This window comes from Alcanivorax sp. HI0083 (assembly GCF_001635175.1).
Window position 1 is genome coordinate 1 of record NZ_LWFX01000989.1, and the last position, 8,188, is coordinate 8,188.

Consider the following 8,188-nt stretch of genomic DNA (forward strand, 5'->3'; position numbering starts at 1 on the left):
TTATTGACTATTAATTATCCCCGTCCAGCCAGATCAGCGACGCAAAACGCCCGGTCTCGCCTTCCTTGCGATAGGAATAAAAACGGGACAGGTCACAGGCCGTGCAGAGATCCCCACCGTGGACATCATCGACGCCGAGCTGGGCCAGCTCAATGATGGCGGCATGAGCCACCGAGAATCGCCAGTGGCCGGGGGAAGCATCTTTCTGGAAAGCAGGCTTGAACGCAGGCCGATTCTCGGTAAAGGCACGGTAGACCTCATCCCCCACCTGGTAGCACTGCCCACAAATGGCCGGACCCAGCCAGGCGCTGACGGCCTCACCGTTGGGCGCGATACTGGCCACGCCTTTGGCAATAATACCGGCCTGCAAACCCCGCCAACCGGCATGGACCGCCGCAACAGCCGCTCCATCAGTGCGGGCCAGCAACACCGGTAGACAATCAGCGGTCAGCACCACACAGGGCCAGCGTTGCTGGTCAGTCCAGACCCCATCGGCTTCGTTATCCTGGGCATCGGCGCGTATCACTTGCTTGCCGTGGACCTGCCACAACCAGGCGGCGGGGTGATCCGCCTGCAGCAGTTTTTCCACATGATGACGGGCCTGCTCGACCCGCGCCGGCTGGTCACCGCAGTTCAACCCCAGATTGAACCCGTGCCAGGGCTTGGGGGAATGATCACCGGCACGGGTCGTCACGCACACCCGCACGGCCGGGTGTGGATTCCAGTCCGGGCATAGCCATTGGCTCTTGTCAGGCAGTGACATTGCTGGCTCCTTGGTCAGTCGGGGGAACACACCCTTCCGCCACACGCAACTTGAACAGCACTCCGTGCTGAGACAGGCCGGGAGAACTGAAGTTTCCACCCATGGCATCGCCTCCGGTTCGCACTGGCGCACTGGTCGCCATGTCTGACTGGGCCACATTGCCGTGGATTCGGTGGGTGATATCCGTCACCGAAGCGGCTTGCTGGCCCAGTAGCGTCTCACAACGGCGCTGCAGATAGCCATCCAGCACCGCCCAGTCTGTTCCTTTTTCCGCGTGGTAACTTACCGCGCACGCTGAGTACGCAGGGAATTCCTCAAAGGCTCCCTAGCGCAGCCGGCCATCAGCAACGCCACACCCTGCACCTCTTATCACTCTTCTTCTTTGATGTCGGCTTCCAGTGCGGCAATCAGCCCTGTCATATCCGCCGGCAGCGGCGCTTCGAATTCACGATATTCGCCCGTGGCCGGGTGAATCAGCCCCAACTTGCGGGCATGCAGTGCCTGGCGGGGGAACTTGTGCAGCGCCTGACGCAGCGCTTCAGTGGCCCCGGCAGGCTGCTTGAGCCGACCACCATAGAGCGGATCCCCCACCAGCGGGTAGTTACGATGCGCCATGTGAACGCGAATCTGGTGGGTGCGGCCGGTTTCCAGCTGCACCTGAATGCGGGTATGAGCCCGGTAGCGATCCAGAACGCGGTAGTGAGTCACCGCATTCTTGCCGCCGGTTTTCACCACGGCCTGCTTCTTGCGGTCCACCGGGTGACGCCCCATGGGTGCGTCCACCTTGCCGCCGCCAGTCATCACGCCCACGGCAATCGCCTCGTATTGCCGGAACAGGCTCTTGTCCTGAAGTTGCGCCACCAGGCTCTGGTGGGCCTCCAGAGAGCGAGCCACCACCATCAACCCGGTGGTGTCACGGTCCAGCCGGTGCACAATTCCCGCGCGGGGCAGGCTGTTGAGCCGCTCGTCAAGATGCAGCAGACCGTTCAGCAGAGTACCATCTGCGTGCCCCGCAGCCGGGTGGACCACCAGCCCGGTGGGCTTGTTGATCACAATCAGGTCGTCATCCTGGTACACCACGTCCAGATCAATGGATTGGGGCTGATCATCCAGCTCAGGCTCAATTTCCACTTCCAGCGTCAGCGATTCATTACCGGTCAGCTTCTCTTTGGGCTTGGTCTTGGCACCGTTGACCGTCAGCACGCCATTCTTGATCCAGGTCTGCAGGCGAGACCGGGAAAAGCCGTCAAACAGCTCTGCCGCCACCTGGTCTACCCGCTGCCCGGCGTGCTCCGGCTTCACCTGTTCGGTGCGCTGAATTTTTTCGCCGCCAAGATGTCCCATATAAAAGGTTCCTCAACCTGTGCTTAAATACCGAATTCGCGAATTGTAACCCGTTCAACGAGGAAAGAATGCCACGACTTTTATGGCCACTACTGTGTGTACTGATTCTGGCCGGCTGCGCCGGCAACCCGGAGGATCGCCCGGAACTCACCGAGGCCGATCAATATCGGGAGGCCAGCGAGTCCATTGAATCGAAAAACTACCTGACGGCCATCGACCAGCTCAAGGAGCTGGAGGCGCGCTTTCCGTATGGGGACTATGCCGAACAGTCTGCGCTGGACCTGATCTACGCCCAGTACAAGTCCGTGGATTACCCGGCCACCGTGGTAGCGGCGCAACGCTTCATGCGCAACTATCCCGCGCATCCACGCATGGACTATGCCCTCTACATGCGCGGGCTGGCTAACTTCAACATGGAGAAAGGCCTGTTTGACAACATGGTCACGTCCGACCGCTCCAGCAAGGATATGGACGCCGCGAAAGACTCCTTCCGCGACTTCGAGCGGCTGGTTGCCCGCTTCCCGGACAGCGAGTACGCCCCCGACGCCCGCGCTCGCATGGTCCACATCCGCAACCAGCTGGCCCGTCAGGAGCTGCACGTGGCCCGTTACTACGCTCGCCGTGGCGCCATTGTTGCTTCCGTGAACCGGGCGCAGTATGTGGTCAAACACTACCAGCAGACCCCCGCTGTGGAAGAAGGCCTGGCCATTATGGTCAAGGGTTATCAACGGCTGGAGCTTCCTGAACAGGCAGAAAAAAGCCGCGCCGTACTGGCCCTGAACTGGCCGGAAAGCAGCTTCCTGGATGACGACAAACAGGTGGACCTGGCCTGGTGGCCGGATGAGGATGAAGGGCTGTTGAGCCTGCTGACGTTTGACCTTCTGTGAGCTTCTAGCTTCTAGCTTCTAGCTTCTAGCTTCTAGCTTCTAGCTAAAAAAGGGTGGCACCGACCATGATTCGGGCCACCCTTTTTTGATTTTGATCTTCCTTGCAGCTCGCAGCCAGGAGCTCGTAGCTGCTTTTAGTCTCCCGGCCGCCAACCGTTGGTAATCGGATACCGCCGGTCCTTGCCGAAGGCGCGGCGGCTGACGCGGGGGCCAACAGCGGCCTGGCGGCGTTTGTACTCATTACGATCGGTAAGTTTCACCACCCGGTAGACCGTCTCGCGGTCAAAACCGTCNCGGATCACCGCTTCCGCGCTCATGTCCTGCTCCACGTAACGCTCCAGAATCGCATCCAGCTCGTCGTAATCGGGCAGCGAATCACTGTCCACCTGGTCCGGGGCCAGCTCGGCAGACGGCGGGCGGGTGATCACCCGGTCCGGAATGATTTCGGCGCCGGCCTGCTGATTGCGCCAGCGGCACAGATTGAACACGGAGGTTTTGAAGACGTCTTTCAATACCGAGAAGCCCCCGGCCATATCGCCATAGAGGGTGGCGTAGCCCACTGCCATTTCACTCTTGTTACCGGTGGTGAGCACCACCGAGCCGTTCTTGTTGGAAAGCGCCATCAACAACACCCCCCGACAACGGGCCTGGAGATTCTCTTCGGTGGTATCCCGGGCCGTGCCGGCAAACGACTCACTGAGGATATCCATAAAGCCATTGAACGCGGCCTCGATGGGCAACACACGATAATGGACACGCAAGGTGCGCGCCTGCTTTTCAGCATCTTCCAGGCTCATGGCAGAGGTATACTGGAACGGCATCATCACCGCCTCTACCCGTTCCGGGCCCAGGGCATCCACCGCCACCGCCAGCGTCAGGGCGGAATCAATACCACCGGACAGCCCCAATAACGCGCCTTTGAAACCGTTTTTGTTCACATAATCGCGGGTCGCCAACACCAGCGCCTGGTACATGCCCTCCTCCGGCCCGGGTAACGGCAACGCCTCGCCACACGGCTCGCAGTGCCCGCTCTGGCACTGCACATCCACGGGCACCAGTGCTTCGGAAAAGCTGGCCGCCTGCACGCAGCGCGCACCCTTGCTATCACAGACAAACGAGGCACCATCAAACACCAACTCATCCTGCCCACCAACCAGGTTGCAATACAGCACCGGCAATCCGGTTTCCCGGCTGCGGGCTTGTACCTGGGCAAAACGCTCCTCGGCCTTGTTGGTGCGGTAAGGGGAGGCATTCAAGTTCAGGATCAGGTCGGTACCCGCCTGCTGTAACTGGGCCGCCGGGCCATCGTGCCAGATGTCTTCACAAATGGTGATACCCAACGTCCAGCCATCGATATCAAAGGTGCAGGCATCGGTGCCCGGCTGGAAATAGCGTTTTTCGTCAAATACCCGGTAATTGGGCAAGTGCTGCTTGAAATACTCATGGCGAGGACCAGACTCCCCCGGGAACACCACTCCAGCCGCATTACGGCGGTGCCCGTTGCGTACCGCCGGATAGCCCAACACCACCGGCACCGAAATCGCCGCGCCAATGTCGGCCAGCGCCGCATCGACCCGGCTATTCAGGCTGGGCCGCAGCAACAGGTCTTCCGGCGGGTAACCGGTGAGCATCAGCTCCGGGAACAGCACAAGGTCCGCTCCCAGCAATCGGCGAGCTTCGTCTGCCGCGGCAATAACGCGCTGGGCATTCCCTTCGATATCGCCCACCAGCGCATTCTGCTGGGCCATAATAATTCGCATGATCAACCGGCCTTTCCTCAAGTGAGCGCTGATTGTACTCTTTAGAACCTGCTTGGGGTCTATACGCAGCCGCGCCGGCGGTATTTTTTTCGCCAGGTCGTGATTGCGATTGTGATGTGTAGTCATTCTACATAAGCAAGAGCAATCGCGGGCTGGCGGCAAAAGGGCCCCGGCCCTTCGGGTTGCCGCTGCAAATGGCGCCATGCTGTGTTGTAAACCTTGAACTTGACCCGTCAGGCCCTGCAGTTTACGCCTTGCCTGGCGCCATTTTCAGCGGCAACGCGGCTGCGTATAGACCCCAAGCAGGTTCTTAGCCGGCAATCGATGAATGCGCTAAAAACACAGAACGCCACAGCATCTGACAAAACACTAAACCGAGGGGAGCTCCATGGGCCTGATTCGCCTGATTATCATCGCCGCCCTGATCTATCTGGCCTGGCGGGTCATAAAACGATTACTGGCCCAGGCCCGGCCCACGGATTCCGGCAATGCCTCCGGCAACCCCCAGATCATGGTGAAATGCGCGCAATGCGGCGTGCATGTTCCCACCCCCGAAGCGTTCAGCCACAACGGGCTGCACTTCTGCAGCCAGGAGCATCAGCGGCAGTATCTGGAACACCATGACCGCTAGCCAGGGCTGGACACCGGCACGCATTTATAATGTGTACCGCATTGCCATTGCCTGTGTGCTGCTGTTGCTGCATTACGGGCCGGACAAGGCGCTGCTCGGCACCCATTTCCCTGCCCTTTTCGAGACCACGCTTTTTCTCTATCTGGGTCTGACGCTGGCCTCCGCCACGCTGGATAACCGCCGGTATCAGCGGGCCTTCCCTGCCTGGGCACAACCGGCGGCGTTAATCAGCGATCTGGGCATGCTGACGCTGGTGGTGCACTCCAATGGCGGGCTGGAGGGAGGTCTGGCAGTGCTTTTGCTGGTGACCGTTGCCGCCGGCAATATTCTGTTGCGCGGTCGACAGGGCTTTCTTATTGCAGCATTGGCAACCCTGTCCGCCATGTTCGAGCAATTCTATTTTTCCATCCATACACAGCTTTCGTCCCCGTTCGCCCTGACGGAATCCGGCCTGCTGGGCATTGCCTTTTTCATGGTGTCGCTGATCATCCAGCAAATTGCCCAGCGCCTGGAGCAAACAGAAAAGATCACCAGGCAGCAACAGGTTGCCATCGAGCGGCTGGAAGCACTGAACCAGCAGATTGTGCAGCGCATGCGCACGGGCATTCTGGTTTTCGACGACGCTTTTCATATCCTCATGTCCAACCAGTCTGCCAATAACCTGTTTGACAGCCCCATGCTCGGCAACACCCTGCCCGACTCCCTGACCAGCCGCTTCCAGCGCTGGCAGGACAACCCGCTACTGCCACTGAGCACGCTGCGCGTATCGGAGCAATCCCCGGTGCTAAGCCCCCGTTTTGCACAGCTGGATACCGGCCATGAAAACCTGACCCTGCTGTTTCTGGAAAACACGGCACAAGTCGCTCAGGAAGCCCAGCAGATGAACCTGGCATCCCTGGGGCGCCTGTCCGCCACCCTGGCCCATGAAATTCGCAACCCGCTCAGCGCCATCAACCATGCCACAGACCTATTGCTGGACGACGAACCCAGCCCGGAAGATCAACACCTGCTGCAGATCATCCGCAACCATGTGACCCGGGTTAACGGCATTATTCATGACGTCCTTGACCTATCACGCAGACCCAAGGGGCAAGCCGAACGCTTTACCTTGACGGCGCTGATTGAGGAAACGACCGCTCAATGGAAAATGAAAGACCCCGCAGCCAGCTTCAGCCTCCATTGCCAACCCGAGGTAGAAGTCCGCTTTGATCGTAATCAACTCATTCAGGTTCTGGACAATCTGATCGGCAATGCGCTACGCCATGGCGGCAGCCCCTGCACCGTCACACTGCGGTGCGGGCACCACGACCGTACCGGCCTGCCCTGGCTAAAAGTTCAGGATAATGGTCAAGGCATCAGCGAAGAAGCCATGAATTATCTCTTCGAGCCTTTTTACACCACCGCCAAAGACGGCAATGGTCTGGGCCTCTATCTATGCCGGGAACTCTGCCACGCCAACCAGGCCACACTGGACCTTGAGGAAACCCCGAAAGGCGCCAGCTTTGTGATAACCTTTGCCCACCCGCACCGACAATTTCAATAACAGAATCGCCTATGAGTGCAGATACCCCCCACGTACTGGTTGTTGACGACGAAGCTGACCTGCGCGAACTGCTGGTCATCACACTGGGTCGCATGAAACTTCAGGCCACCGCCGCAGATTCGCTGTCTGCCGCCAAGCAACAGCTCAAAGAGGCGCGTTACGACTTGTGCCTGACGGATATGAATCTGGGGGATGGCACAGGCCTGGAACTTCTCCAATTCATCTCACAACACTGCCCAACCATGCCCACCGCCGTCATCACTGCCTACGGCAGCATGGAAACCGCCACCGATGCGATGAAATATGGCGCCTATGATTTCATTGCCAAGCCAGTGGCATTGGACCGGTTACGGCAACTGATCGAAGACGGTCTGGGCATCAGCGAAGTCGAAGAGCACCATGAAGAAGAAGACAATCTGATTGGTGACGCACCCAGCATGGTGGCGCTGAAAGCCCAGGTTCGAAAGCTGGCCCGCAGCCAGGCGCCCATCTATATCAGCGGCGAGTCAGGCAGTGGTAAAGAACGTATTGCGCGGCTGATTCATACTCTCGGTCCGCGCCGGGAAAAACCGTTTGTGGCCGTCAACTGCGGCGCCATTCCGTCCGAACTGATGGAAAGTGAATTCTTCGGCCACCGCAAAGGCGCGTTCACCGGCGCCGTGGAAGACCGAAAGGGCCTGTTCCGTGAAGCCGACGGCGGCACCCTCTTCCTCGACGAAGTGGCCGACTTGCCACTACATATGCAGGTGAAGTTGCTACGTGCGATCCAGGAAAAATCGGTGCGGCCGGTCGGTGAAGCCAAGGAATTCCAGGTCAACCTGCGCATACTCTGCGCCACCCACAAAAACCTGGAAGACGAAATGGAAGAGGGCCGCTTTCGTCAGGATCTCTTCTACCGGCTGAATGTTATCGAAGCACATGTACCGCCGCTGCGCGACCGACGTGAAGATATCCCCAAACTGGTTCAGCATATTCTCAACCGGCTCAGCCAAGCCTGGGACATCCCACCGCCCAGCGTCAGCTCTGACGCGGTGAACGCCATAGAAAATTACGCCTTTCCCGGCAATGTCAGGGAACTGGAAAATACGCTGGAGCGGGCGCTGACCCTGTGTGACGGCAACACCATTCTGCCAGAGCATCTGCGTCTGACATCCAACCGCCCCGCCCCAGCCACAACCCGCCATAACGCCCCGGCAGCAACAACGACATCACCAGTAAGGCCCGGCGAACAGCCTCTGGAGGATTTTCTTCAGGAAATCG

At 59.3% G+C, this 8,188-nt stretch carries 8 protein-coding genes; 4 read left to right on the forward strand and 4 right to left on the reverse strand.

The window, feature by feature from the left end; translation table 11 throughout:
• Positions 1 to 10: 10 nt before the first annotated feature.
• From pgeF to rluD, 3 genes are all read right to left on the reverse strand, one after another.
• Positions 11 to 763 carry a peptidoglycan editing factor PgeF gene (gene pgeF, locus A3754_RS11825; protein ID WP_063519850.1) on the reverse strand — a complete coding sequence of 251 codons (753 nt, stop codon included), beginning with the start codon at positions 761 to 763 and terminating at the stop codon, positions 11 to 13.
• Positions 750 to 1,013: a hypothetical protein gene (locus tag A3754_RS11830; RefSeq protein ID WP_063519851.1), complete on the reverse strand. Its 264-nt coding sequence runs from the start codon at positions 1,011 to 1,013 to the stop codon at positions 750 to 752. Before A3754_RS11830 ends, pgeF begins: the two co-directional genes overlap by 14 nt.
• Positions 1,014 to 1,132: 119 nt before the next feature.
• Complete coding sequence (rluD, locus tag A3754_RS11835) at positions 1,133 to 2,107, reverse strand: 23S rRNA pseudouridine(1911/1915/1917) synthase RluD (RefSeq protein WP_063519852.1); 975 nt, start codon at positions 2,105 to 2,107, stop codon at positions 1,133 to 1,135.
• A gap of 68 nt (positions 2,108 to 2,175) precedes the next feature.
• Between rluD and A3754_RS11840 the strand changes: the two genes are divergently transcribed.
• Positions 2,176 to 2,994 carry an outer membrane protein assembly factor BamD gene (locus A3754_RS11840; RefSeq protein ID WP_063519853.1) on the forward strand — a complete coding sequence of 273 codons (819 nt, stop codon included), beginning with the start codon at positions 2,176 to 2,178 and terminating at the stop codon, positions 2,992 to 2,994.
• Positions 2,995 to 3,128: 134 nt separating this feature from the next.
• Here the strand turns inward: A3754_RS11840 and A3754_RS11845 are convergent, their stop codons facing one another.
• Entirely contained in the window at positions 3,129 to 4,754 is a 1,626-nt protein-coding gene (locus A3754_RS11845; RefSeq protein WP_063519857.1) for an NAD+ synthase, read from the reverse strand.
• Between the two features lie 388 nt (positions 4,755 to 5,142).
• Between A3754_RS11845 and A3754_RS11850 the strand changes: the two genes are divergently transcribed.
• The 3 genes from A3754_RS11850 to A3754_RS11860 all read left to right on the forward strand — a co-directional run.
• Positions 5,143 to 5,385, forward strand: coding sequence for a PP0621 family protein (locus A3754_RS11850; RefSeq protein WP_063519854.1), 243 nt, complete (start codon positions 5,143 to 5,145; stop codon positions 5,383 to 5,385).
• On the forward strand, positions 5,375 to 6,928 hold the full coding sequence (locus A3754_RS11855; RefSeq protein WP_063519855.1) for a PAS domain-containing sensor histidine kinase: 1,554 nt from the start codon (positions 5,375 to 5,377) through the stop codon (positions 6,926 to 6,928). Before A3754_RS11850 ends, A3754_RS11855 begins: the two co-directional genes overlap by 11 nt.
• Positions 6,929 to 6,939: 11 nt before the next feature.
• Positions 6,940 to 8,188: sigma-54 dependent transcriptional regulator (locus tag A3754_RS11860; protein WP_063519856.1), on the forward strand; the 1,249-nt coding region annotated here is incomplete at its 3' end.